20 protein-coding genes and 1 tRNA gene are annotated in these 23,243 nt (G+C 68.0%); 9 read left to right on the top strand and 12 right to left on the bottom strand.

Going from position 1 to position 23,243, the window contains the following annotated elements:
* From F3J18_RS20280 to F3J18_RS38570, 3 genes are all read right to left on the bottom strand, one after another.
* A partial coding sequence (locus F3J18_RS20280) for a biotin/lipoyl-containing protein (RefSeq protein WP_345892525.1) occupies positions 1-665 on the bottom strand: 665 nt, incomplete at its 3' end.
* A 66-nt stretch (positions 666-731) separates the two neighbouring features.
* Positions 732-3,428, bottom strand: coding sequence for a pyruvate dehydrogenase (acetyl-transferring), homodimeric type (gene aceE, locus F3J18_RS20285; protein WP_013698747.1), 2,697 nt, complete (start codon positions 3,426-3,428; stop codon positions 732-734).
* 140 nt (positions 3,429-3,568) lie between these two features.
* The gene (locus F3J18_RS38570; protein ID WP_275691834.1) at positions 3,569-3,694 is read right to left on the bottom strand and encodes a hypothetical protein; all 126 of its coding nucleotides are present in this window, start codon (positions 3,692-3,694) and stop codon (positions 3,569-3,571) included.
* Between F3J18_RS38570 and fixL the strand changes: the two genes are divergently transcribed.
* From fixL to F3J18_RS20305, 4 genes are all read left to right on the top strand, one after another.
* Positions 3,693-6,197 carry an oxygen sensor histidine kinase FixL gene (fixL, locus tag F3J18_RS20290; RefSeq protein WP_025099857.1) on the top strand — a complete coding sequence of 835 codons (2,505 nt, stop codon included), beginning with the start codon at positions 3,693-3,695 and terminating at the stop codon, positions 6,195-6,197. The two genes, F3J18_RS38570 and fixL, sit on opposite strands and share 2 nt — an antisense overlap.
* Complete coding sequence (gene fixJ / locus F3J18_RS20295) at positions 6,194-6,832, top strand: oxygen response regulator transcription factor FixJ (RefSeq protein WP_025099856.1); 639 nt, start codon at positions 6,194-6,196, stop codon at positions 6,830-6,832. Before fixL ends, fixJ begins: the two co-directional genes overlap by 4 nt.
* A gap of 397 nt (positions 6,833-7,229) precedes the next feature.
* Positions 7,230-8,090 (top strand): bifunctional methylenetetrahydrofolate dehydrogenase/methenyltetrahydrofolate cyclohydrolase FolD, encoded by an 861-nt coding sequence (folD, locus tag F3J18_RS20300; protein WP_013698750.1) that lies wholly within the window; start codon positions 7,230-7,232, stop codon positions 8,088-8,090.
* Between the two features lie 321 nt (positions 8,091-8,411).
* Complete coding sequence (locus F3J18_RS20305; protein ID WP_166913852.1) at positions 8,412-10,505, top strand: M3 family metallopeptidase; 2,094 nt, start codon at positions 8,412-8,414, stop codon at positions 10,503-10,505.
* 96 nt (positions 10,506-10,601) lie between these two features.
* Here F3J18_RS20305 and dinB read toward each other — a convergent pair whose 3' ends face one another.
* Together dinB and F3J18_RS20315 are read right to left on the bottom strand one after the other, a co-directional pair.
* Positions 10,602-11,783, bottom strand: coding sequence for a DNA polymerase IV (gene dinB / locus F3J18_RS20310; RefSeq protein WP_166913868.1), 1,182 nt, complete (start codon positions 11,781-11,783; stop codon positions 10,602-10,604).
* 135 nt (positions 11,784-11,918) lie between these two features.
* Positions 11,919-12,554, bottom strand: a complete 636-nt coding sequence (locus F3J18_RS20315; RefSeq protein WP_166913854.1) for a LysE family translocator — start codon at positions 12,552-12,554, stop codon at positions 11,919-11,921.
* Positions 12,555-12,816: 262 nt separating this feature from the next.
* Between F3J18_RS20315 and F3J18_RS20320 the strand changes: the two genes are divergently transcribed.
* Positions 12,817-13,509, top strand: a complete 693-nt coding sequence (locus F3J18_RS20320; RefSeq protein ID WP_166913856.1) for an aspartate/glutamate racemase family protein — start codon at positions 12,817-12,819, stop codon at positions 13,507-13,509.
* A 29-nt stretch (positions 13,510-13,538) separates the two neighbouring features.
* On the opposite strand, the gene F3J18_RS20325 is transcribed toward F3J18_RS20320, so the two are convergent.
* The 4 genes from F3J18_RS20325 to F3J18_RS20340 all read right to left on the bottom strand — a co-directional run bounded on the left by F3J18_RS20325 (position 13,539) and on the right by F3J18_RS20340 (position 16,737).
* Entirely contained in the window at positions 13,539-14,771 is a 1,233-nt protein-coding gene (locus tag F3J18_RS20325; protein WP_166913857.1) for a beta-propeller fold lactonase family protein, read from the bottom strand.
* A 233-nt stretch (positions 14,772-15,004) separates the two neighbouring features.
* Complete coding sequence (locus F3J18_RS20330; RefSeq protein WP_166913870.1) at positions 15,005-15,241, bottom strand: pentapeptide MXKDX repeat protein; 237 nt, start codon at positions 15,239-15,241, stop codon at positions 15,005-15,007.
* A gap of 73 nt (positions 15,242-15,314) precedes the next feature.
* A complete protein-coding gene (locus F3J18_RS20335; RefSeq protein ID WP_025099849.1) occupies positions 15,315-16,091 on the bottom strand; it encodes a molybdopterin-dependent oxidoreductase in 777 nt (258 codons plus the stop codon).
* A 16-nt stretch (positions 16,092-16,107) separates the two neighbouring features.
* The gene (locus F3J18_RS20340) at positions 16,108-16,737 is read right to left on the bottom strand and encodes a cytochrome b/b6 domain-containing protein (RefSeq protein ID WP_036041027.1); all 630 of its coding nucleotides are present in this window, start codon (positions 16,735-16,737) and stop codon (positions 16,108-16,110) included.
* A 395-nt stretch (positions 16,738-17,132) separates the two neighbouring features.
* Between F3J18_RS20340 and F3J18_RS20345 the strand changes: the two genes are divergently transcribed.
* Together F3J18_RS20345 and F3J18_RS20350 are read left to right on the top strand one after the other, a co-directional pair.
* Positions 17,133-17,681 (top strand): sigma-70 family RNA polymerase sigma factor, encoded by a 549-nt coding sequence (locus F3J18_RS20345; protein WP_025099847.1) that lies wholly within the window; start codon positions 17,133-17,135, stop codon positions 17,679-17,681.
* Positions 17,678-18,319 (top strand): DUF1109 domain-containing protein, encoded by a 642-nt coding sequence (locus F3J18_RS20350; protein ID WP_166913859.1) that lies wholly within the window; start codon positions 17,678-17,680, stop codon positions 18,317-18,319. Before F3J18_RS20345 ends, F3J18_RS20350 begins: the two co-directional genes overlap by 4 nt.
* 84 nt (positions 18,320-18,403) lie before the next feature.
* On the opposite strand, the gene F3J18_RS20355 is transcribed toward F3J18_RS20350, so the two are convergent.
* A complete protein-coding gene (locus F3J18_RS20355) occupies positions 18,404-19,030 on the bottom strand; it encodes a TetR/AcrR family transcriptional regulator (protein ID WP_166913862.1) in 627 nt (208 codons plus the stop codon).
* A gap of 140 nt (positions 19,031-19,170) precedes the next feature.
* On the opposite strand from F3J18_RS20355, the gene F3J18_RS20360 reads away from it, so the two are divergent.
* The gene (locus F3J18_RS20360) at positions 19,171-19,647 is read left to right on the top strand and encodes a RidA family protein (protein ID WP_166913864.1); all 477 of its coding nucleotides are present in this window, start codon (positions 19,171-19,173) and stop codon (positions 19,645-19,647) included.
* A gap of 102 nt (positions 19,648-19,749) precedes the next feature.
* On the opposite strand, the gene xth is transcribed toward F3J18_RS20360, so the two are convergent.
* Positions 19,750-20,526 (bottom strand): exodeoxyribonuclease III, encoded by a 777-nt coding sequence (gene xth, locus F3J18_RS20365; protein ID WP_025099843.1) that lies wholly within the window; start codon positions 20,524-20,526, stop codon positions 19,750-19,752.
* A gap of 192 nt (positions 20,527-20,718) precedes the next feature.
* Here xth and F3J18_RS20370 point away from each other — a divergent pair.
* Positions 20,719-20,795: transfer RNA gene (locus tag F3J18_RS20370), tRNA-Met, on the top strand.
* A gap of 162 nt (positions 20,796-20,957) precedes the next feature.
* On the opposite strand, the gene F3J18_RS20375 is transcribed toward F3J18_RS20370, so the two are convergent.
* A complete protein-coding gene (locus F3J18_RS20375) occupies positions 20,958-23,084 on the bottom strand; it encodes a prolyl oligopeptidase family serine peptidase (protein WP_166913866.1) in 2,127 nt (708 codons plus the stop codon).
* Between the last annotated feature and the right edge of the window lie 159 nt (positions 23,085-23,243).

Here is a 23,243-nt window from a genome sequence, read left to right on the forward strand (position 1 = left end):
GGCTTCGCTTCGGCCTGGGCCGGCGCGGCGGCCTTGGGCGCTTCCGCCTTGGCTGCCTCGGCCTTCGGCGCGGCCGCGGCCGGCGCGGCGCCTTCACCGCTTTCCAGCAGCACGATCAGCGTGCCTTCCGAGACGTTGTCGCCGATCTTGACCTTGATTTCCTTGACCACGCCAGCGGCCGGGCTCGGCACGTCCATGGTGGCCTTGTCCGATTCCAGCGTGACCAGCGACTGTTCCTTCTCGACCTTGTCGCCGACCTTCACGCCGATCTCGATGACCGGGATGTCCGTGAAGTCGCCGATGTCCGGCACCTTCACCTCGACCGTGCCGCCAGCGGCAGCCGGCGCAGCGGCGGGAGCCGCGGCCGGTGCTTCGGCCTTCGGCGCCTCGGCTGCCTTCGGTGCTTCGGCCTTGGCCTCGCCCGCGCCGCCCTCGAGGATCACGATCAGCGTGCCTTCCGACACGTTGTCGCCCACCTTGACCTTCACTTCCTTGACCACGCCGGCTTCCGAGCTCGGCACGTCCATGGTGGCCTTGTCCGATTCCAGCGTGACGAGCGACTGCTCCTTCTCCACCGTATCGCCCGCCTTCACCAGCACCTCGATGACGGGAATTTCCTTGAAATCGCCGATATCCGGCACTTTCACTTCGATCACTTGACTCATCTGTATCTGTCTCCTGGGTCGCGCGCGCCGTCACCGGCGTGCGCGGCATGACATGGCACGTTTGCGTTAAACCGTCATCGGATTGGGCTTGGACGGATCGAGGTCGTACTTCTTGATCGCCTCGGCCACGACCTTGCGGTCGATCGTGCCTTCGTCGGCCAGCGCGTTCAGCGCGGCGACGGTCACCCAGTAGCGGTCCACCTCGAAGAAGTGGCGCAGCGCCTTGCGGGTGTCCGAACGGCCGTAGCCGTCGGTACCGAGCACCACGAAGCGGCGGTCGATCTGGCCGCGGATCTGGTCGACCAGCGCGCGCACGTAGTCGGTCGATGCGATCACCGGGCCTTGCGTGTCCTTCAGCAGCTTCTGGACATGCGACAGGCGACGCTCCTCGGTCGGGTTCAGCAGGTTCCAGCGCTCGACGTCATGGCCTTCGCGGGCCAGTTCGGTGAAGCTCGGCACGCTCCAGAGGTCGGCGGCGACGCCCCAGTCGTTCTTCAGCAGGTCGGCGGCGGCGATCACTTCGTTGAAGATCGTGCCCGCGCCCAGCAGTTGCACGCGCGGCGCCTTCTGGTCGGCCTCGGCCTTCCTGAACGCGTACATGCCCTTGATGATGTCGGCCGCCACGTGCTCGCCCTGCGGGATCGCCGGGTGCTCGTAGTTCTCGTTCATCACCGTGATGTAGTAGTACACGTCTTCCTGGTCGGCCACCATGCGCTGCAGGCCGTTCTGGATGATCACCGCGAGTTCGTAGCCGAAGGTCGGGTCATAGCTGACGCAGTTCGGCACCGAGGCCGCCCACAGCAGCGAGTGGCCGTCCTCGTGCTGCAGGCCTTCGCCGTTCAGCGTGGTCCGGCCGGCGGTGCCGCCCAGCAGGAAGCCGCGCGAACGCATGTCGCCGGCGGCCCAGGCCAGGTCGCCGATACGCTGGAAGCCGAACATCGAGTAGAAGATGTAGAACGGCACCATGATCTCGTTGTGCGTCGAATACGACGTCGCCGCCGCGATCCAGTCGCACATGCCGCCCGCTTCGTTGATGCCTTCCTGCAGGATCTGGCCGGTTTCCGATTCCTTGTAGAACATCAGCTGGTCGGAATCTTCCGGCACGTACTTCTGGCCCTGCTGGTTCCAGATGCCGATCTGGCGGAACAGGCCTTCCATGCCGAAGGTACGCGACTCGTCCGGGACGATCGGCACCACGCGCTTGCCCAGCGCCTTGTCCTTGAGCAGGATGTTCAGGATCCGCACGAAGGACATGGTGGTCGAGATCTCGCGGCCTTCGCCGGTGCCCTTGAGCAGCGGCTCGAACACCTCGAGCGCCGGCACCGGCAGCGATTCCGCCTTCTGGCGGCGCTGCGGCAGGTAGCCGCCGAGCGCCTGGCGGTGCTGGCGCATGTACTCGAGTTCCTTCGAGCCTTCCTCGAACTTCAGGTAGGGCACGTCGCCGATCACGTCGTCCGAGATCGGCAGGCGGAACTGGTCGCGGAAGCGCTTCAGTTGCTCGACCGGCAGCTTCTTCTGCTGGTGCGTGATGTTCATGGCCTGGCCGGCCTCGCCCATGCCGTAGCCCTTGATGGTCTTGGCCAGGATCACGGTCGGCGAGCCCTTCGAGTTGCTCGCCTCGTGGAACGCCGCGTAGATCTTGTGCGGATCGTGGCCGCCGCGGTTCAGGTTCCAGATGTCGTCGTCGGACCAGTCGGCGACCAGCGCCTTCAGCTCCGGCGTGTTGAAGAAGTGCTCGCGCACGTAGGCGCCCGACTCCGACTTGTAGGTCTGGTACTCGCCGTCGACCACGTCCATCATGCGGCGCATCAGGGCACCGCTCTTGTCGCGCGCGAACAGCGCATCCCAGCGGCTGCCCCAGATCACCTTGATGACGTTCCAGCCGGCGCCGCGGAATTCCGATTCCAGTTCCTGGATGATCTTGCCGTTGCCGCGCACCGGGCCGTCCAGGCGCTGCAGGTTGCAGTTGATCACGAACACCAGGTTGTCCAGCCGCTCGCGGCTGGCCATGCCGATCGCGCCGAGCGATTCCGGCTCGTCGGTCTCGCCGTCGCCGAGGAAGGCCCAGACCTTGCGGCCCTGGGTCTTGGCGATGCCGCGCGCTTCCATGTACTTCATGAAGCGGGCCTGGTAGATCGCCATGATCGGGCCGAGGCCCATCGAGACGGTCGGGAACTGCCAGAAGTCCGGCATCAGCCACGGATGCGGGTACGAGGAGATGCCGTTGCCGCCCACTTCCTGGCGGAAGTTGTCGAGCTGGTCTTCCGTCAGGCGGCCCAGCAGGAAGGCGCGCGAGTAGACGCCCGGCGAGGAATGGCCCTGCACGAACACCAGGTCGCCGCCGTGCTCGGCGGACGGCGCGTGCCAGAAGTGGTTGTAGCCGACGTCATACAGGGTCGCGGCCGAGGCGAACGAGGCGATATGGCCGCCCACGTTGGTGTCCTTGCCGGCGCGCAGCACCATCGCCAGCGCGTTCCAGCGCGTGTACGAACGAATGCGGTGCTCGAGATCCTGGTCGCCCGGGTTCTTGGCCTGCTGGTCGAGCGGGATGGTGTTGATGTAGGGGGTGTTCGCGGAGAACGGCAGATGTTCGCCGTTCATGCGGGCGAACTCGATCTGCTTCTCGATGAGGTAGTGCGCGCGGCCAGGACCGACGGACGAGATCACGCCGTTCAGGGCTTCGAGCCATTCGACGGTTTCCTGGGCATCTTCGTCGTGCTCGGCGGCCACATACTTCATCACTTCGTTCGGTACAGCGGACATACTCGTCTCCTGGGTCCTGAGTGTGAGGATCGCGCTGCGTGCAGACGACGTGATTCCGGCCGGCTGCGGCAAGCTCCGGCGGATTGTAAAGACCCTCGGCGGGCGGGCGCAACAAAATTTTCGAGTTGTGAGATTGTTTCTCATAATACGAAATTTTGCTGCGCTGCACCCTGGCCGCTTGGCCCATCCGCGACAAATTTCGCTTTCGGTTCAACAATGCGCGACGCCGTTTTGTCCGCATGGCCCTGCGCTACAATGCGTGCCATGTTGACCGATCGGCTATTCGCACGCTCGGCGCGAGCGTCCGGTGCGCCGGCCGAGTCGCAGCCGTCCCGTTGGCACCACGGCCCGTGGTGGTCCAATTCCTATCTGTTGACGCCGCTGCTGTCGATCCTGGTGTTCCTGGTGGTGATGAGCCTCATCCTGTGGAGCCTCAACCGCCGCGAACAACAACAGCAGGAAGACACCCTCTATCGCAACGTCGCCTGGGCGCAGCAGCAGATCCGCCTGTCGATGACGAGCGCCCAGGAGCAATTGCAGGCCTTCGCGCGCGACATCGCGCTGGGCCGCGTCGACGAGCACGGCTTCCAGTCCGGCGTCGGCGACGTGATGCAGGCGCATCCCGAGATCCTCTACCTGAACTGGTATGTCGCGCCCGGCGCCGCGCGCTGGCCGGACATGCAGATCCCGGCGCTGGGCCAGCGCCTGGCCAAGCCGAACGACGCCCAACTGGCCGAGATCGTGCGCGGCGCCTGGTCGGACGCCAGGGAAACGCGCCGGCAGGCCTACGCGGCGATAGCCTACGACGATTTCGGCAACGGCTTCGTGACGCTGCAGACCCCGGTGATGCGCGACCGCGAATACCTGGGCTCGATCGCCGCGGTGTTCTCGGTCGAGGGCATCCTCAAGCACGACATCCCGCCCGAGCTGTCGGCCAAGTACAAGATCTCGATCACCGACGTCAACAACCGCGAGCTGGCCTCGACCTCCTCGCGCCCGCGCCTGCCGCGCGACGCCCATTACGACCTGCCGCTGGACCCGCCCGGCCAGGGCCTGACGGTTCGCGTCTACGCCTACCCGCAGATGACGAACCTGACGAACAACACGCTCGTCTGGCTGGTCGCGGGCCTGTCCTGCTTCGTGCTCTGGAGCCTGTGGAGCCTCTGGAAGCACACCCGCCAGCGCTTCGAGGCGCAGCAGGCGCTGTACGCGGAAGCCTTCTTCCGGCGCGCGATGGAGAATTCGGTGCTGATCGGCATGCGCGTGCTGGACATGCACGGCCGCATCACCCACGTGAACCCGGCCTTCTGCCGCATGACGGGCTGGGACGAGGCCGACCTGGTCGGCAAGACCGCGCCCTTCCCCTACTGGCCGCGCGACGCCTATCCCGAGATGCAGCGCCAGCTCGACATGACGCTGCGCGGCAAGGCGCCCTCCTCGGGCTTCGAGCTGCGGGTGCGCCGCAAGGACGCCTCGATGTTCCATGCGCGGCTCTATGTTTCGCCGCTGATCGACAGTTCGGGCCGCCAGACCGGCTGGATGTCGTCGATGACCGACATCACCGAGCCCAAGCGCGCCCGCGAGGAACTGGCCGCCGCCCACGAGCGCTTCACCACCGTGCTGGAGAGCCTGGACGCCGCGGTTTCGGTGCTGGCCGCCGACGAGGCCGAGCTGCTGTTCGCCAACCGCTACTACCGCCATCTGTTCGGGATCCGCCCCGACGGCCACCTGGAATTGTCCGGCGGCGGCTTCGACAGCACCCAGGCCTCCTCCGACTCGATCGACCTGGTCGACGCCTTCGCCGGCCTGCCGGCCACCGCGCTGACCGAAAGCACGGCCGACGCGCAGGAAGTCTACGTCGAGAGCATCCAGAAGTGGTTCGAGGTGCGCCGCCAGTACATCCAGTGGGTGGACGGCCACCTGGCGCAGATGCAGATCGCCACCGACATCACCACCCGCAAGAAGGCCCAGGAACTGGCCCACCAGCAGGAAGAGAAGCTGCAGTTCACCAGCCGCCTGATGACGATGGGCGAGATGGCCTCGTCGATCGCGCACGAGCTGAACCAGCCGCTGGCGGCCATCAACAACTACTGCTCGGGCACCGTGGCGCTGGTCAAGAGCGGCCGCGGCACCGCCGAGACGCTGCTGCCCGCGCTCGAGAAGACCGCCCAGCAGGCGCTGCGCGCCGGCATGATCGTCAAGCGCATCCGCGAATTCGTGAAGCGCAGCGAGCCCAAGCGCCAGGCCGCGCGGGTGGCCGACATCGTGGCCGACGCGGTGGGCCTGGCCGAGATCGAGGCGCGCAAGCGGCGAATCCGGATCGTCACGGAAATTCGCGCGAGAATGCCTATCATTTATGTCGACCCCGTGCTGATCGAGCAGGTGTTGATGAACCTGATGAAGAACGCGGCCGAGGCGATGGGCGAGGTCAAGGATCCGAACACCGACGGCCTGATCCGCGTGGTGGCCGACATCGAGGCCGGCTTCGTCGACATCCGCGTGATCGACCAGGGCCCGGGCGTGGACGAAGCGTCCGCCGAGCGCCTGTTCGAACCGTTCTACAGCACCAAGTCCGACGGCATGGGCATGGGGCTCAACATCTGTCGTTCGATCATCGAGTCGCACCGCGGTCGGCTCTGGGTCGTCAACAATATCGAGGCGGACGGCCGCGTTTCCGGCGCGACGTTCCATTGCAGCCTGCCCATCGGGGCACCCGAGGACCACGGCCGCAGCGGCGTGGCATCACATACTGTTACGGGAGAGATATGAATAGCCCTGTCACCACCCCTCAGGAAACCGTCTTTGTCGTCGACGATGACGAGGCCGTGCGCGATTCACTGCGCTGGCTGCTGGAGGCGAACGGCTATCGCGTGCAATGCTTCTCGAGCGCCGAGCAGTTTCTCGATGGTTATCAACCGGCCCAGCAGGCCGGCCAGATCGCCTGCCTGATCCTCGACGTGCGGATGTCGGGCATGAGCGGCCTGGAACTGCAGGAACGCCTGATCGCCGACAACGCCGCGCTGCCGATCATCTTCGTGACGGGTCACGGCGACGTGCCGATGGCGGTCTCGACCATGAAGAAGGGCGCGATGGATTTCATCGAGAAGCCCTTCGACGAGGCCGAGCTGCGCAAGCTGGTCGAACGCATGCTCGACAAGGCCCGCAACGAGAGCAAGAGCGTCCAGGAGCAGCGCGCCGCCAGCGAGCGCCTGTCCAAGCTGACCGCGCGCGAGCAGCAGGTGCTGGAGCGCATCATCGCCGGGCGCCTGAACAAGCAGATCGCCGACGATCTCGGCATCAGCATCAAGACGGTCGAGGCGCATCGCGCCAACATCATGGAAAAGCTCAACGTCAACACGGTCGCGGACCTGCTGCGTCTCGCGCTGTCGAAGAAGCAGGCCTGAGCGTGTAACGCGCCGCCCTGTCGCGCCCCGGCCGCGGGGCTGGCGGGGCGTGTGATCCCGGGGTGCTTGCGTTGATCTGCTTGCCTTCCCGACCTGCCGCTTGATGGACCGCCGCGGCATCCGCGTTGCGACCCGGGTCGCCGCGCGGATGCCGCGGCCTTGCTTTCGGCGCCCGCGCGGCCGGTCTGGCTGGCTCGAACGGCCCGGCGCGGCCATGCCCCGCCCGTGACGACGCCCGCCGTCCGTCATGCTCGCCCCCATCCATCGCGCCGTCATGGCGCCCCATCGCCGGATCGATGTCGGGTCCCGGCAGGCGATGGGTATAATTCCGTGCTTTGCAGCGGCGCCCCCGCCGGGCCGCCGCGCCGGCTTTTCCCTATTCGGATCGAATCCCACCATGACAGCCACTCTGATCGACGGCAACGCCCTTTCGAAGACCCTGCGCGCGCAAGCGGCCGAACGCGCCGCCGCGCTGAGCGCGCGCGGCCATCGCCCCGGCCTCGCGGTCGTGCTGGTCGGCGACAACCCGGCCAGCGAAGTCTATGTCCGCAACAAGATCAAGGCCTGCGAGGACAACGGCTTCTATTCGAAGAAGGACGTCTACCCGGCGACGCTGTCCGAAGCCGACCTGCTGGCCCATATCGACGCGCTGAACCGCGACCCGCAGATCCACGGCATCCTGGTGCAACTGCCGCTGCCGGGCCATATCGACAGCCACAAGGTGATCGAGGCGATCGCGCCCGAGAAGGACGTGGACGGCTTCCACGTCGCCAATGCCGGCGCGCTGATGACCGGCAAGCCGCTGTTCCGCCCCTGCACGCCCTACGGCGTGATGAAGATGTTCGAGGCGCACGGCATCGACCTGAGCGGCGCCAACGCGGTGGTGATCGGCCGCTCGAACATCGTCGGCAAGCCGATGGCGATGCTGCTGCTCGAGGCCGGCGCGACGGTCACCATCTGCCACAGCAAGACCCGCGACCTGGCCGCCCATACGCGCCAGGCCGACGTGGTGGTGGCCGCGGTCGGCAAGCGCAACGTGCTGACCGCCGACATGATCAAGCCAGGCGCGGTGGTGATCGACGTCGGCATGAACCGCAACGAGGCAGGCAAGCTCTGCGGCGACGTCGATTTCGACGGCCTGCGCGAGGTGGCCGGCTTCATCACGCCGGTGCCGGGCGGGGTCGGCCCGATGACGATCACGATGCTGCTGATCAACACGCTCGAAGCCGCCGAACGCGCAGCCGACGCGGCGGCCTGAGCGTCCGGGGCCCGGTCGAGCCGCGCAGGCTTCGGCCGGCTTCCCCGGCCCGCCCCGCCACCCGCCGGCGGGGCGCTTCCCCGACTCTCGCTCCCGCTTTTCGCCCCCCCCTGCTCGTTTCCGCCGCCTCCCCGTCGCGCCGTCTTCCCGCCCCGCTTTTCCCCGATCAGCCGTCCCCCGCGCCGCGCGCCCCGTCGTCCCTCCAATCACCTCGTTAGAAACTTCCGATTGGAAACCGGCCACACCGCCCCAATAATGTCGACATGCCGCGGCCTCGCTGCCGCGCCCGTTGAACCGAATTCCGACCCCGCAGGGAGCACCATGTCCGTCAGCGCCAATGCCAACCCGCTTCTCGATTTCTCCGGCCTGCCCCGCTTCGGCGAGATCCGTCCCGAACACGTGACGCCCGCCCTCGATACGCTGCTCGAACAGGCGGAAGACGCCGTCGCCCGCGCCGCCGACGCGGCCACGCCCGCCACCTGGAACGAGGTGGTGGAAGCCGTCGAGCGCGTCACCGAGCCGCTCGGCCGCGCCTGGGGCATCGTCGGCCACCTGAACGCGGTGGCCGACACGCCGGAGCTGCGCGCCACCTACGGCGAGAACCTGCCGCGCGTGACCGAATTCTGGTCGAGCGTGGGCCAGAACCTCGCGCTCTACGAGAAGTACAAGGCGATCGCCGCCGGCGCCGAATACGCCACGCTGAGCGCCGAGCGCCGCAAGATCCTCGACAACTCGCTGCGCGACTTCCGCCTGTCCGGCGCCGAGCTGCCCGAAGCGCAGAAGCCGCGCTTCGCCGAGCTGCAGGAGCAGCAGGCCGCGCTCTCGAAGGCCTTCTCGGACCACGTGCTCGACGCCACCAACGGCTACGCCTACTACGCCGAATCGGAAGACCAGCTCGCCGGCCTGCCCGACGACGCGATCGCCGCCGCGCGCGAGGCCGCGCAGCGCGAGGACAAGGCCGGCTGGAAGTTCACCCTGCACTTCCCCTCCTACTTCCCGGTCCTGCAATACGCCGACAACCGCGCGATGCGCGAGACCCTGTACCGCGCCTACGTCACGCGCGCCTCGGAACTGGGCCCGCAATACGGCGGCGGCAAGGCCGAATGGGACAACACCAAGGTGGTGGCCGAGACGCTCGCGCTGCGTCGCGAGGAAGCCGTGATGCTCGGCTACGCGAACTTCGCGGAAGTGTCGCTGGCGCCGAAGATGGCCGAGTCGCCGGCCCAGGTCACGGCCTTCCTGGAGGACCTGGCGGTGCGCGCGCGTCCGCACGCCGAGCGCGACTGGGACGAGCTGCGCGCCTTCGCCGCCGGCACGCTCGGCATGAGCGAGCTGGCGCCCTGGGACGTCGCCTACGCGGCCGAGAAGCTGCGCGAGCAGCGCTACGCGTTCTCGGAAAACGAGGTCAAGCAGTACTTCCCGGAACCGGCCGTGCTGAAGGGCCTGTTCACCGTCACCGAGACGCTGTTCGGCGTGAAGATCCGCCGCGACGAGGCGCCGGTCTGGCATCCCGACGTGCGCTTCTTCCGCGTCGAGAACGCCGACGGCAGCCTGGTCGCGCAGTTCTACCTCGATCTCTACGCGCGCGAGGGCAAGCGCGGCGGCGCCTGGATGGACGACGCGCGCTCGCGCGCCCGACGCGCGGCCGGCCTGCAGACGCCGGTGGCCTACCTGACCTGCAACTTCTCGGCGCCGATCGGCGACAAGCCGGCCTGCTTCACGCACGACGAGGTGATCACGCTGTTCCACGAGTTCGGCCACGGCCTGCACCACATGCTCACGCGCGTCGACGAGCTCGGCGTGTCGGGCATCAACGGCGTGGAATGGGATGCGGTCGAGCTGCCCTCGCAGTTCATGGAGAACTTCTGCTGGGAATGGGACGTGCTGCCCTCGATGTCCTCGCACGTCGAGACCGGCGCCTCGCTGCCGCGCGCCCTGTTCGACAAGATGCTGGCCGCGAAGAACTTCCAGAGCGGGCTGGGCACGCTGCGCCAGATCGTGTTCTCGATGTACGACATGCTGCTGCACGTCGATTTCGATCCGGCCGGCGCCAGCAACGCGGTGGAGTTCGCGCGCGAGATCAACGAGCGCTTCCACGTGATCCCGCAGGCGCCGTTCTCGCGCTGGCCGAACACCTTCAGCCATATCTTCGCGGGCGGTTACGCGGCCGGCTACTACAGCTACAAGTGGGCCGAGGTGCTGTCGGCCGACGCCTACGCGGCCTTCGAGGAAGCGGCCAAGGCGAGCGGCACGGTGCTCGACGCGGCCACCGGCACGCGCTATCGCCGCGAGATCCTCGAAGTGGGCGGCAGCCGCCCGGCGATGGACTCGTTCAAGGCCTTCCGCGGCCGCGAGCCGGAGATCGACGCGCTGCTGCGCCACAACGGCATGGCCGCCGGCACGCAGCCGCACTGAGGCGCCGGCAGGGCGCCTGATCGACGCGCGCCGGCCGCCGCCGGCGCGTGTCGAATCCCCAGGCAACGGCATCCACTTCGCGTGGATGCCGTTTTTTCATGAAGGCGCGCCGTCCCCTTCGCCGTCGCCCTCCTCGCCCTCCTCGACCAAAACTTCGGGCGCCTGGTCCTCGTCGTCGTCGAACAAGGCGATCTGGCCGTGACGCTCGGCCGTGTCCTCGTCGACCCTCACGCCCACGCCGAGCAGCCGCACCGGCTGGCGCCGCCGCTCCAGGCCCTTCTCGAGCAGCGCGACGGCCGTATCCACATCGCTGCGATCGGCCACGCACTCGACCGTGGTGCGCTGGAAATCGGCGAAGCGGATCTTCACGAACAGCTTGCGGATGGTCTTGCGCGAGTGGGTGCGCTCGATGCGCGTGTCGAGCTGGGCCACCAGCTTGCGCAGTTCCTCGGCGCACTGCTCAGGCGTGACGAGATCGGCCACATAGGTGGTCTCCACGCTGACCGACTTGCGCTCGCGATCGGCATGCACGCGCCGCTCGTCGATGCCGCGCGAGAGCTCGTGCAGGCGCCGGCCGAAGGCGCCGAACTCGCGATGCAGGTCGAACAGCGACCAGTCGCGCAACTGCGCGCAGGTCTCGATGCCGAGCCGTTCGAGCCGCGCGGCGGTCACCCGGCCCACGCCGAACAGCTTGCGCACCGGCAGCGCCGCCACGAAGGCCTCGACCTGATGCGGGCGCACCACGAACAGGCCGTCGGGCTTGTTCCAGTCGGAGGCGATCTTGGCGATGAACTTGTTCGGCGCGACCCCGGCCGAGACCGTCACGCCGACCGTGTCGCGCACGCGCTCGCGGATCTCGCGCGCGATCAGGGTGGCGCTGCCCTGGCAGCGCTCGGTGCCGCTGACGTCGAGATAGGCCTCGTCGAGCGAGAGCGGCTCGACCTCGGGCGTGTAGTCGCGATAGATCGCCATGATCGCGCGCGAGGCGATGCGGTACTTGTCCATCGAGGGCGGCAGGATCAGCAGCTCGGGGCACTTGCGCACCGCCAGCGCCGAGGACATCGCCGAATGCACGCCGAAGCGCCGCGCCTCGTAGTTGCAGGTGGCGATCACGCCGCGCCGGTCGGGCCGCCCGCCCACCGCGAGCGGCCGGCCGCGCAGCGAGGGATCGTCGCGCATCTCGACCGAGGCGTAGAAGCAGTCGCAGTCGAGGTGGATGATCTTGCGCGCGAACCCGGCCGCGCCGCCCGGCGGGGCGGGCGGCGCGGCGGATTCCATGGCGGGGGCGGCAGCGAGCAGTTTCAAGGTGACGATACTGTACAAAAAAACAGTGTCGCCGTGTTGAGGGATCGCTTGGGAAAGATAAAGGGTTGGAGCAGCCGCGCGGCATCGCGATGCCGCGCCATGCAGCCCTTATTGCCGGAACACGGCCAGCTTGGTGGCGAGCCCGAGGAAGAAGGCGCCCAGCGTGCGGTCGATCCAGGCCGCCATGCGCCGGCTGGCGCGCAGACGCTGCGCCAGGCGATCGCCGAACAGGATCAGCGGCGGCTCGATCACAGCCGCCACCGCGATGATCAGCACGCCGTGCAGGCCGAGCTGCAGCGGCACCGGCCCGGCGCCGGCCACCACGAACTGCGGCAGCAGGGCCAGGAAGAAGATCGCGACCTTGGGGTTGAGGATGTCGATCAGCACGCCCTGCAGGAACACCTGCATGGGGCTGCGCCGGCGGCTCGGCTCGTCGAGCCGGAAGGCGCCCGCCTTCGACCGGAGCGCCTGGATGCCGAGCCAGCTCAGGTAGATCACGCCCACCCACTTCACCACCAGGAACAGGCTGGCCGAGGTGTAGAGGATCGCCGACAGGCCGATCGCGGCGCACATCACATGGAACAGCGCGCCGCTCCAGACCCCGAGCATCGCGGCGAAACCGTGGCGCCGGCCGCTCTTGACGGTATGGCCGAGCATGAAGGCCAGGTCCGGCCCCGGCGTGAGGTTGAGCAGCACGGCCATGCCCAGGAAGGCCAGCCAGTGGGCGGAATCGTAGTGGAGCATCGCCATCCCCTGAATTCGATCGGCGGCACGGATCGCCTCGCGCGTCGTGCCTGTCCGGCAGAGCATACGGCAGGCGCTTTCGCCCGATCAATCCCCGCGTGCGCCGCCATGTGCCTGCGTCGTGTGCCGTGCGGGCGGCTCGACGTACCGTCACGGTCGGATCGCTCGATCCGTACCGGTCGTTGGGGCTTCCAGGTGTACCGCCGCGCGCCGGATTCGCCGCCTATACTCGACCAGCCCAATCACCAACAGGAACACCGGAATGAAGACGATCGGCCTGATCGGCGGGATGAGCTGGGAATCGTCGGCGGAATACTACCGGATGATCAACCGCGCCTCGAAGGCGCGTCACGGCGGCCACCACAACGCGAAGAGCGTGATGGTGACGGTCGATTTCGCCGAGATCGAGGCGCTGCAGCGCGCCCAGGACTGGGACGCGCTCGGCGCGCGCATGGCCGACGCGGCGCGGCAATTGCAGGCGGCCGGCGCCGACGTGGTGGTGCTGACCACCAACACCATGCATCGCGTAGCCGACGCGATCGAGCGCGCGCTCACGCTGCCCTTCCTGCATATCGCCGATCCGACCGGCGCCGCGCTGCGCGCGGCCGGCGTCGAGCGGGTCGCCCTGCTCGGCACGCGCTACACCATGGAGCTGCCGTTCTACGCGGCGCGGCTGGCCGAGCGTTTCGGCATCGAGGTGCTGACGCCGGACGCCGAGGATCGCGACACGGTCCATCGCGTGATCTACGAGGAGCTGTGCCACGGCCTGATCGAGCCGGCCTCGCGCGCCGCCTACGCGGCCATCATCGGCCGGCTGGCCGCGCGCGGCGCGCAGGCGGTGATCCTCGGCTGCACCGAGATCACGCTGCTGATCGGGGAGCACGATTCGCCGCTGCCGGTGTTCGATACCACCGCGCTGCACGCGCAGGCCGCGGTGGATTTCGCAGCGGCCTGAACCTCGTCCGGGCGACGCCAGCCGCCGCCTCAGATCCCCGTCAAACCCTGCAGGCTGATCTTCGACTGGGTGTTGGCGGGTTGCTCCCCGAGCTTGCTCAGCGCGCCATTGGCACCGATCGCGTAGGCCACGATCTTGTCGTCGCCGGCGTAGTCCTGGTAGAGGAACTTGCCGTCCGGGCTGACCCAGGAATCGTTGGCGAAGGCCGAGCTCTGGCCCGCGACCGGCGTTTCGGTGGCCGCCGAGGCATTGACCAGGGTGAGCTTGCCGGCGCCGTCGATCGAGAACAGCGAAACCGCGCCGCTGCCGTTGCCGATATAGGCGAAGCGGTTGTCCGGCGTCAGCGAGATCCAGCACGGCGCGGCCTGCCCGGTCACGGTGACGGGCGCGCCGGTCGAGGTGAAATTGCCGCTCGGCTCCGAGAAGCTGAAGGATTCCACGCTGCCGCCCGGCGCGTCGGTCACCACGTAGGTGGAGGCCAGCGCGCCGGTGCCGAAGCGGCCGCCGAACGGACCGACGCCGGCCGAGGTGCTGTTCACCGGCGTGCCGAGCGTGCCGTCGGCCTGCACCGGGAAGGCCAGCAGCGTATTGAGCGGCGCGGTCGGCGTGACGGTGCGCAGGAAGCCGTTGACGATCACGAACTTGCCGTCCGGGCTCAGCGACACCTGGGTCGGCAGCGCGTCCTGCACCACCACCGCGTACTGGCCGATCGCGCTCAGCTTGCCGTCGGCGCCGACGCGATAGGCGCCCAGTTCCTGCGCGCCCTGCTGGTGCGTGACATAGAGCACGCCGTTCGAGAACGCCAGCGAGGTCGGCCGCGTGCCGCCGGTGGGCGACACCGCCAGCAGGCTCAGCGTGCTGCCCGAGATCGAGAACACGCTGACCGTGTTGTCGCCGGCATTGGCCACGAACAGGCGCGTGCCGTCGGGCGAGACGATCAGGCTGTTGTTGCTGGTCAGCGCGTCGGGCGCGACCGTGTTGCCCATGAAGTAGTTGACGCCATTGGTGCCCTTGCCGCCGGTCGCCAGGCTCGGCATCGCGGCCAGCGTGCCGTCCGCGTTGCGCACGAAATGCAGCACCGCGTTCTGCGCGTCGTTGGTCTGCGCGAACAGCTGCGTGACCTTCTGCGGCGCAGCCGGCGGCGTGACCGGGGGCGGCGTGACCGGCGGCGGCGAGCTCGCCGTCGTCGTCGAATCATCGCCACCGCATGCCGCCAGCATCACCGCCGTGATCGTCAGTGCCGTCACCAGTTTGAGCTTCATCCGTTTACCTCGTTCATCAGGTTTCGAGTTACCCCCCGCATACCGGATCGGCTGCCTGTTTCGCGGGTGGATCATGTGCGCTCGGCGTCCGGTTCCTGGTCGTCCGGATTCGTCCGTGCGCAGGTCAGTTCGGAACCCTGACGGTTGCGGTTACAACGAGCGAGAAAAAAAGAAGCCCGCGATCCCTTCCAGGATCGCGGGCTCGCGGGCCGGGTTCGGCTCGGGAAGACGCCTTACTTCGACATCGCGTCCGATGCCGCGGGCGACATGCCCATCGCATCGTGCTTCTTCATCTTGCCGCCCTTCTTGCCCATCGTGTCGTGCTTCATGGCGCCCTTGCCCATCGCGTCGTGCGACATCGCATCCTTGCTCATCGCGTCGTTCGACATGGCGCCGCTCGCCTGCGCGAATGCCGCCGAAGCGCCGAAAGCCAGCGTTGCCGTCACGATTGCCGTTGCCAGAACCTTCATCATGTACTCCTTTACCGGGTGGAAAAAATCGGTCCGTCCATCGCGGACCGTTTGGGGGAACAGCCGGCGGATCTCAGGATCCGCCGAACCAGTTGTAACCCTGGTCGACCCAGTAACCGCCCGGGTAGACATTGGTCACGAAGATCTCGACGATGTGCTTCGGATTCTTGTAGCCGAGCTTGGTCGGCATCCGCAGCTTCATCGGGTAGCCGTATTGCGCCGGCAGGCGCTGGCCGTCGTAGTCGAAGGCGAGCAGCGTCTGCGGATGCAGGGCCGTGGCCATGTCGATGCTTTCGTAGTAGTCGTCGGCGCAGCGGAATCCCACGTACTTCGCGCTGGTGTCGGCGCCGACTCGCCGCAGGAAATCGCCGAAGCGCGTGCCGCCCCAGCGACCGATCGCGCTCCAGCCTTCCACGCAGATATGCCGCGTGATCTGCTCCTCGTGCGGCAGGGCATACAGTTCGGGCAGCGTCCAGACGCGCTGTCCCTTCACCAGGCCGCCGAGCTTCAGGCGGAAGTCGCTGCCGTCCACCTGCGGCACCTGGTCGATGCCGTAGAAGGCATTGAAGGGGAACGGCCGCGTGATCTGCGCCTCGGTATAGGTGGGCGCGAGCGCGCGGGGATCGAACAGCGCGGCCTGCACGCGATCGTTGAGCCGCGAGACGGCGGACAGGAAACCGTCGACCGAGGCGTCGTCGCCGAGCGTGCAGCCGCTGAGCATCGACAGGCCGCCGAGCGTCAGCAGGCGCTTGCCGAACAGGCGCCGCGAGGGCATCGAGAGTTCGCGTTGCGCATCGGCGAGCACGGTGTCGCGATCGACGCTCAGGCGCGGGCGGAGCAGGTTCTTCATGGTTCTTCTCCTGCGCTCAACGGCCGCGCAGCATGGTCAGCAGCGAGCGCGGCACCAGGGCCACCATCGCGACATGCACGACGATGAAGGCCGCCATCACCGCCATCGCGCAGAAGTGCACCACGCGCGCCGTGTCGTAGCCGCCGAACAGCTCGCGCAGCAAGGGAAACTGCACCGATTTCCAGATCGCGAGCCCCGACAGCACCAGCACGATCAGGTCGAGCACCACCACCAGGTAGGCGAGCTTCTGGACCGCGTTGTAGTGCGTCAGGTCCGCGTGCGAGAGCTTGCCGCGCAGGGCCGCGAACAGGTCGCGCAGCACCGCGCCGGGCGACAGCGGGAAGAAGCGCGCCGTGAAGCGTCCGCTGGCGAGGTTGATCGCCAGGTAGACCAGCCCATTGAGCACCAGCAGCCACATCGCCGCGAAATGCCATTGCAGCGCGCCGCCGAGCCAGCCGCCCAGCGTCCACGACGAGGGGAACGTGATCGATTCGAACACCGGCGAGGCGTTGTAGATACGCCAGCCGGACAACATCATCAGCAGCGCGGCCAGCGCATTGAGCCAGTGCGTGATGCGCAGCCAAACCGGATGCACCGGCTTGGCTCGCATCGGCTGCGGCCCGGATCGGGTCAGGGAGAGTGCCATATCGAACACCGCGTAAGTGGATTGCAAGGATTCCTGTTCGTCGAACATGAATCGTCATGCCAAGGTATTCGATAGCGCGGTGATTTCGGTTACACCAGCACGCAAATATTTTTGCCGTCGCGCCGTAACCCGCGCCGCTCAGCCACCGAACTGGACAAGGTGGCCGGCCGAAGCGAAGCGCGCGCCCTTGGGGCGAGGCGATCGGGCCACGCGCTTGCGGCACCCAAATCCTTCGGTTATTCTGCGGCAGTCGTTCTAAAACAGTCGATCTAAAACCCCGATTTCGAAGACCTGAGCCGTCGTACCCAGGCGCGCGGCCCGCGCCGCCCCAGGTCGATGCCAGTCCGGCGGACACGCCCAGTCGCGACCGCCGCCCCGTCATCACAGGATGCACCTTGTACGCAGCGGAAGACCGCCTGAAAGCGCTGTTCGTCAGCGGCCTCGACGGCAACGCCAACGCCTATCACGGCTTTCTGCAGGAACTGACGCGTCACCTGCGCGGCTATCTGCGCAAGCGCATTCCGCAATTGCACGACGACGTCGAGGACCTGGTCCAGGAGATCCTGCTGGCCGTCCACCATGCGCGCCACACCTATCGTAGCGACGAGCCGCTGACGGCCTGGGTGCATGCGATCGCGCGCTACAAGCTGATGGATTTCTTCCGCTCGCGGTTTCGCCGCGAAGCGCTCAACGTGCCCTTCGACGACGACCACGAGGCGATGTTCGCCGTGGCCGACGACGAGCCGGCCCAGGCGCGCCACGATATCGGCAAGCTGCTCGAGCACCTGCCCGACAAGCAGCGGCTGCCGATCCTGCATGTGAAGCTGCAGGGTTTGTCGGTGACCGAGACGGCGGCGCTGACGGGCCTGTCCGAATCGGCGGTGAAGGTGGGCGTGCATCGCGGGCTCAAGGCGCTGGCGGCGCGGATCCGGGGTGAACGATGAGAACCGACGAACTGATCGGCCTGCTCGCCAGCGGTGTCGCGCCCGCCGATCGCGGCGCCGCGGCGCGCCGCTTCGGCACGGCGCTGCCGCTCGGCCTGGGCGGCTCGCTGCTGCTGACCTGGTTGCTGTTCGGCTGGCGGCGCGACCTGGCACCGGCGATGGACACGGCCCTGTTCTGGATCAAGCTCGCCTTTCCGCTGGCCGTGGCGGCTGTCGCCTGGCCGCTGGCCGAACGCCTGGGCCGTCCCAGCTCGCGAGGCGGGCGTCGCTGGTGGCTGCTGGCGCTGCCCTTCCTGCTGGTGTGGATCGGCGGCGCATTCGTGCTGGCCGCCGCGGCGCCCGGAGCGCGCCTGCCGCTGATGCTGGGCCTGTCGTGGAAGGTCTGTGCGCTCAATATCCTGCTGCTGTCGATACCGAGCTTCGCCGCGGTGTTCTGGGCCATGCGCGCCCTGGCGGCGACCCGGCCGAGGCAGGCCGGCGCGGTGGCCGGGCTGCTCGCCAGCGCGATCGCGACCGCCGCCTATTGCCTGCATTGCCCGGAGATGAGCCCGGCCTTCTGGGCGCTCTGGTATGTGCTGGGGATGTCGTTGCCGGCCGCGCTCGGCGCGCTGCTGGGGCCGCGCCTGCTGCGCTGGTGATCCGGCCCGGCCGTCACCGCGCGCTGCCGTTCGCTGCCGTTCGTCGATAAGGCGCGAGGCGTCGTCGCGAAGGATGTGCCGCCGCTACGTCTCTTGCGCCGGCCCGCGCCGCTTCGCCGTCGGCAGGCTCGCGCCGATCATCGCCAGCGCCGGCCGCACCGCCCCTTCGAGCAACTCGCGCCGCGGCCGCACGCGGGCCAGCACGCGCAAGCCCAGCAGGACCGCGAACAGCATGCGCGCCGTATCGACCGCGGCCAGCTCGGGCGGAATCGTGCCCTCGGCCTGCCCCGCCTCGACGCAGCGCAGGAAAAAGGCCTCGATATCCTCCAGGATGCGTTCCAGCAGTTGCTGGAAATCCGCGTCGTGCGGCGCCAGCTCCAGGGCGGTATTGACGATCATGCAGCCCTTGCGCTGCGCGTCCTGCACGGTGAGGCGGATGATCTCGTCGAAGAAGGCGACGATCGCCTCGCGCGGCGCCAGTCGATGCTCGAAGCGCCGCACGCGATCGCGAAAGCCCGCTTCCACGTAGCGCTCGAAGGACCGGGCATACAGCGCGCGCTTGTCGCCGAAGGCGTTGTAGACGCTGGCGCCGGTCATGCCCATCGTCGTCGCCAGATCGCGCACCGAGGTCGAGGCATAACCATGCGACCAGAACTGCGCGATCGCCGCATCGAGCACGGCCTGCTCGTCGAATTCGCGTGGACGGGCCATCGCCGGTTTCCTCCCGTGGAATCGTCCGGGCGCGGGATGCGCCGGAGCCGGTATTTTAGTGCAATCGTTCTGGAATACGCAGGCGCCGCCAGGCGTTCTGCAAGGGACGGGCCGGCCGGCCCGATTTCTGGAGATGATTCGTGACGCAATCCGTCCTGCAACGCCTGGCTACGCTCGGCATCGAACTTCCCGCGCCGATCCGCCCGCTCGGTTCCTATCGCAGCGTCTCGATCGTCGGCAATCTCGCGCACGTATCGGGGCTCGGCCCCTTCGAGCAAGGCAAGCCGGTGGTGGGCCAGGTGGGCAGCGAGATCTCGCCGGAACGCGCGCGGCAGGCCGCGCGCCTGACCATGGAGATGATCCTCGCCTGCCTGCACGAGGCCTGCGGGCTCGATCGCGTGCTGCGCTGCGTGAGGCTGACCGTCTATGTGCGCGCCGACGCTTCGTTCACCGCGCATCCGCTGGTGGCCAACGGCGCGAGCGACCTGCTGCGCGAGTTGTTCGGCGAGGACGCGCTGCCGGCGCGCAGCGCGCTCGGCGTGCATACGCTGCCGATGGGCATCCCGGTCGAGATCGACAGCATCTTCGAGCTGGCCCCCGCCGACGAGGTGCGCTGAGACGCACGGAAACGACAACGCGGCGGCACGATGGCCGCCGCGTTGTCTTCAATGCTTCGCGCGAACGTCAGGCGGGCGTCGCTGCCGCCGGCGCGCCCGCCTTCACTCGATGGTCGCGATCACCGGCGTGTGATCCGAAGGCTGCTCCCAGGTGCGCGGCACGCGATCGACCTCGCAGGCCGTCAGCGTCCCGGCCAGCGCCGGCGACAGCAGGATGTGGTCGATGCGCAGGCCCGCGTTGCGGCGAAAGCCCATCATCCGGTAATCCCACCAGGTGAAGGTCTTCTCGGGCTGCTCGAAGCGCCGGAAGGCATCGACGAAGCCCATCTCGAGCAGCGCCGCGAAATGCGCGCGCTCCTGCGGCGACACCAGGTTCTGCCCTTCCCACTTGGCCGGATCGTGGACGTCGCGATCCTCGGGGGCGATGTTGTAGTCGCCCAGCAGCGCGAGCTTCGGATGGCGCGTCAGCTCGTCCTTGAGCCAGGCCTGCAGCGCATCGAGCCATTGCAGCTTGTAGACGAACTTCTCCGAATCCGGCGCCTGCCCGTTCGGGAAATAGGCCGAGACGATCCGCAAGCCGTTGACGGTGGCCGCGATCACGCGCTGCTGCGGATCCTCGAAGCCGGGAATGTTCTTCACGACATCGGTCTCGTCCACGCCGAGCGTGTCGCGCACCAGGATCGCCACGCCGTTGTAGGTCTTCTGGCCCGTGAACCAGCTGCGATAGCCGGCCGCCTCGAGGTCGGCCTTCGGGAATTTGTCGTCGGTGAGCTTCAGCTCCTGCAGGCAGAGCACGTCGGCGTGGCTGGTGGCCAGCCAGTCGAGCACGTGCTGTTTGCGCACGTTCAGGGAGTTGACGTTCCAGGTGGCGATCTTCATCGAATCGAATGTCCGTGGTGTATCGGGCGATGCCGGAATGGCCCGGCCGGCCGCGCTGCCGCGCGGTCAGACCGGCTCGACGGGAGTGTACCAGCGCAGAGGAATTGTTCCGTCCGCGCCGGGCGCGTGAAATTTTTTTCTCGGTATTGTTTGACACACACGCGTAATACCCCTATACTTTGTTTTCTCTGACGCGGGGTGGAGCAGTCTGGCAGCTCGTCGGGCTCATAACCCGAAGGTCGTAGGTTCAAATCCTACCCCCGCAACCAAACACATCCGGCGATGTGCCACGCAGTTGACCGCTGCGTGATTCGCCAGACGAAGAACCCGGCCTTGTTGCCGGGTTTTTTGTTTTCCGCGCGCGTTCGCGTTCCATGCAGCCCGCGCGCGACAGGCGGCGAGTTTCTTCGCCGCCCTTCTCTCACCGTCTATCAGCTTCCCGCCTTCGCCGGCGCCGGCCCCAGGTGCGCCCAGAGGAAGCCGAAATCGGCCGCATCCGATTCAGCGCGCTCCAGATCGTCGGCGCTGCCGTGACCGCCGTCGGTGTTCTCCCAGTACCAGACCTGTTCGTGACCGAGCGACTGCATGCGCGCGGCCATCTTGCGCGCATGGGCGGGATGCACACGATCGTCGCGCGTCGAGGTGCTCAGCAGCAAGGGCGGATACATGCGATCCGCGCGCACGCGGTGATACGGCGAATAGGCGGCCAGCGCCGCGCCCTGCCGCGCATCGTCGGGGTCGCCGTATTCGTCGAGCCAGGCCGCGCCCGCGTGCAGCTTCGGGTAACGCTGCATGTCGAGCAAGGGCACCTGGCAGAGCACCGCGCCGTACAACTCGGGCCGCTGCACCATGCAGGCCGCCACCAGCAGGCCGCCGTTGCTGCCGCCCTCGATGCCGAGCTGCGCGGCCGTGGTCACGCCGTTGTCGATCAGGTGCTCGGCCACCGCGATGAAGTCGTCGAAGGAACGCTGCCGATGCTCGCGCTGCGCATCGGTGTGCCAGCGCGAGCCGAACTCGCCGCCGCCGCGGATATGCGCGAAGGCGGCCACGCCGCCGCGCTCCAGCCAGGCGATGCCGAGCGCGTCGCTGTAGGCCGGCAGGTTCGGAATCGCGAAGCCGCCGTAGCCCGACAACAGGCAGGGGCGCGCGGTGCGCCGCGTCGCGCCTTGCGCGTCGGTCTCGCCGTCGAGCGCATCGCGCGGCCCGATCAGCGTGTACGGCACTTCGGTGCCGTCGCGCGAGCGCGCCACCGCGCGACGTACCACCAGGGCGCTCGCCTCGAACTGCACGGGCGGCCGGTCGAGCAACACGCGGCGCGCGGCGGCATCCTCGGCCTGGTCGGCAAGATCGGCGAGCCAGCATTCGGGCGGATCGAGAAAGGTATCGACGTCGACGAACACCTCGTCATTCAGCGTCGGCTCCACCGGCTCGAGATCGATCTCGGCCTCGCCGCTCCAGGCGAACGGTCGCGAAGTCCAGCTCCAGCTGCCGTCCTCCTGCTGTTGCGGCTGCCAGAGCAAGGTGCGATTGCGCACGTCGTCGAGCCAGCTCGCGATCAGCGTGTGGCGCGTGTGGGTCCAGCTGCAGGCCGAGGTCGAGGGCCCCGGCGCGAACAGCGTGGTGAAGCTGCGCGAGCCGGCCAGGAAGGCATCCTCGCGAATCGCCAGCAGCGAACCGCCGGTGTGCAATACGCCCTCGCAATCCCAGTCGAGACGCGGCTCCAGCACCAGCCAGCCGTGCCAGAAGCCGACCACCACGTGCGCGGGCACCTCGTAGCGCCGCCACTCGCCCGCCGCGTCGAGCCGGTAGGTATGCAGGTCGAAGAAGTCGACGCTGCGCCAGGCGGTATGGCGCTGCTCGATCGGATCGAAGGCCGCGCCGGCGCTGATGTCGTCGGGCTCGCCGCGGAACACCACGGGCGCCGCGTCGAGCGCCGTGCCGCGCGTCCAGCGCCGCACCTCATAGGGATAACCGGCCTCGGTGGTCGAATCCTCGTCGCGCTCCCAGCTCACGTAGACGGTATCGCGATCGATCCAGTCGACCGTGTGATTGCCGGGTTCGTCGATCCGGAAACCGTCCTCGACGAAGCAGCGCCGCTCCAGGTCGAACTCGCGCACCACCACCGCGTCGGCGCCGCCCGGCGACAGCGACAGCAGCGCGCGATCGCCGTCGGGATAGAGGATCGCGTCGTGCTCGAACACCCAGGATTCGCGCTCGTGCGCGCCGAGCGCGTCGACGTCGAGCAGCACCTGCCAATCCGGCTTGCCGGCGCGCCAGTCGTCCCAGCGCGCGCGGCGCCACAGGCCCTTGGGATGGCGATCGTCCTGCCAGAGGTCATAGGCCCACTCGCGCCAGCGCGCCGGGATCACGGGCCGCTCGCGCGGCAGGTAGGCCTTGGCCAGGCGCGCGGCGAGCGCGTCGAAGGCTTCGTCGTGGCGCAGCGCGGCGTGGGTGCGCGCGTTCTGCTCGTCGACCCAGGCGCGGGCGCGCCGGCTGTCGAGCGATTCGAGGAACTTGAAGGGATCCGGCCCGTCGGGCCAGTGGAGCGAATCGGACATCGTGGTTCGGCTGGAGAGCAAACCCCGATTATGTCCGATCGCGCGGCACGCGATGAAAAGCGCGGAAAACCGCGAGCGACCACGCAAGGCGGCGCATCGAGCATGCCGGCCGCGACATCTCGCGAAACGGCAAACGCGCGGCAGCCGGCGAAGGCCGCC

It is taken from the genome of Burkholderia sp. Ax-1720 (genome assembly GCF_011753035.1).
GTDB lineage: Bacteria > Pseudomonadota > Gammaproteobacteria > Burkholderiales > Burkholderiaceae > Burkholderia > Burkholderia gladioli.

Bases quoted from the DNA above. Each gene is read 5' to 3' on its own strand.
- aceE (WP_013698747.1), bottom strand. From the start codon at position 3,428: ATGTCCGCTGTACCGAACGAAGTGATGAAGTATGTGGCCGCCGAGCAC.
- F3J18_RS20320 (WP_166913856.1), top strand. From the start codon at position 12,817: ATGAAGACGATCGGCCTGATCGGCGGGATGAGCTGGGAATCGTCGGCG.
- F3J18_RS20375 (WP_166913866.1), bottom strand. From the start codon at position 23,084: ATGTCCGATTCGCTCCACTGGCCCGACGGGCCGGATCCCTTCAAGTTC.
- F3J18_RS38570 (WP_275691834.1), bottom strand. From the start codon at position 3,694: ATGGCACGCATTGTAGCGCAGGGCCATGCGGACAAAACGGCGTCGCGC.
- F3J18_RS20315 (WP_166913854.1), bottom strand. From the start codon at position 12,554: ATGCTCCACTACGATTCCGCCCACTGGCTGGCCTTCCTGGGCATGGCC.
- F3J18_RS20350 (WP_166913859.1), top strand. From the start codon at position 17,678: ATGAGAACCGACGAACTGATCGGCCTGCTCGCCAGCGGTGTCGCGCCC.
- F3J18_RS20335 (WP_025099849.1), bottom strand. From the start codon at position 16,091: ATGAAGAACCTGCTCCGCCCGCGCCTGAGCGTCGATCGCGACACCGTG.
- xth (WP_025099843.1), bottom strand. From the start codon at position 20,526: ATGAAGATCGCCACCTGGAACGTCAACTCCCTGAACGTGCGCAAACAG.
- fixL (WP_025099857.1), top strand. From the start codon at position 3,693: ATGTTGACCGATCGGCTATTCGCACGCTCGGCGCGAGCGTCCGGTGCG.
- F3J18_RS20340 (WP_036041027.1), bottom strand. From the start codon at position 16,737: ATGGCACTCTCCCTGACCCGATCCGGGCCGCAGCCGATGCGAGCCAAG.
- F3J18_RS20325 (WP_166913857.1), bottom strand. From the start codon at position 14,771: ATGAAGCTCAAACTGGTGACGGCACTGACGATCACGGCGGTGATGCTG.
- F3J18_RS20330 (WP_166913870.1), bottom strand. From the start codon at position 15,241: ATGAAGGTTCTGGCAACGGCAATCGTGACGGCAACGCTGGCTTTCGGC.
- F3J18_RS20355 (WP_166913862.1), bottom strand. From the start codon at position 19,030: ATGGCCCGTCCACGCGAATTCGACGAGCAGGCCGTGCTCGATGCGGCG.
- dinB (WP_166913868.1), bottom strand. From the start codon at position 11,783: ATGGAATCCGCCGCGCCGCCCGCCCCGCCGGGCGGCGCGGCCGGGTTC.
- F3J18_RS20305 (WP_166913852.1), top strand. From the start codon at position 8,412: ATGTCCGTCAGCGCCAATGCCAACCCGCTTCTCGATTTCTCCGGCCTG.
- fixJ (WP_025099856.1), top strand. From the start codon at position 6,194: ATGAATAGCCCTGTCACCACCCCTCAGGAAACCGTCTTTGTCGTCGAC.
- folD (WP_013698750.1), top strand. From the start codon at position 7,230: ATGACAGCCACTCTGATCGACGGCAACGCCCTTTCGAAGACCCTGCGC.